Source organism: Paraburkholderia sp. RL18-085-BIA-A (assembly GCF_046027075.1).
In the GTDB taxonomy this organism is placed as follows: domain Bacteria; phylum Pseudomonadota; class Gammaproteobacteria; order Burkholderiales; family Burkholderiaceae; genus Paraburkholderia.
This window is the reverse complement of sequence record NZ_JARESU010000537.1, coordinates 1-713: the sequence shown is the minus strand read 5'-3', so window position 1 is coordinate 713 and position 713 is coordinate 1. Positions and strand designations below refer to the sequence as shown.

The following is a 713-nucleotide window of genomic DNA, read 5'->3' as shown; positions in this document are numbered from 1 at the left end:
CGCTCGATGAATCCTGTTAACCTTTTCATTGTTTCGACGACGAAAAGGACATGGCTAAACCCATACTCGACGACGAACTCTGGGCACTCATCGAACCGTTGCTGCCCCCTCCCAAACCACGGCGAATCCGTTATCCAGGACGCAAACCGCTCGATAATCGTGCGGTGCTCACAGGCATCCTCTTCGTCTTGCAGACGGGCCTGCGTTGGGACCTGCTACCTCGTGAGATGGGCTGCGGCAGCGGCATGAGTTGCTGGCGTCGCCTGCGTGACTGGCAGGCCGCCGGTGTCTGGGACCAGTTGCACGAAGTACTGCTCGCGCGATTGCGCGCAGCCGACCAGATTGACTGGTCTCGTGTCATCGTCGACTCCTCCTCAATCCGTGCTGTGGGCTCAGGTCAAAAACAGGACCGAATCCCACAGACCGCGCGCGACCAGGTTCGAAGCACCACCTCATTACCGAAGCGCAGGGCATCCCGCTCGTGGTGATATTGACGGGCGCAAACCGCCACGACGTGACTCAACTCCAGGCGCTGGTCGAGGCCATCCCGTCTATCAGCGGCAAGCGTGGCAGACCACTATCGAAGCCTCGGGTCGTTCAGGGCGACAGAGGCTACGACTACGACAAATATCGCCGTCCACTACATGCAGCTGGCATTGCAACCGAAATCGCCCGGCGAGGCCAGCCGCATGGTAGCGGATTGGGAAAAACAC

At 59.7% G+C, this 713-nt stretch carries 1 pseudogene; it reads left to right on the top strand.

Going from position 1 to position 713, the window contains the following annotated elements:
- Positions 1–50: 50 nt before the first annotated feature.
- A pseudogene (locus tag P0D89_RS53710) lies at positions 51–713 on the top strand (IS5 family transposase); the annotation flags it as partial.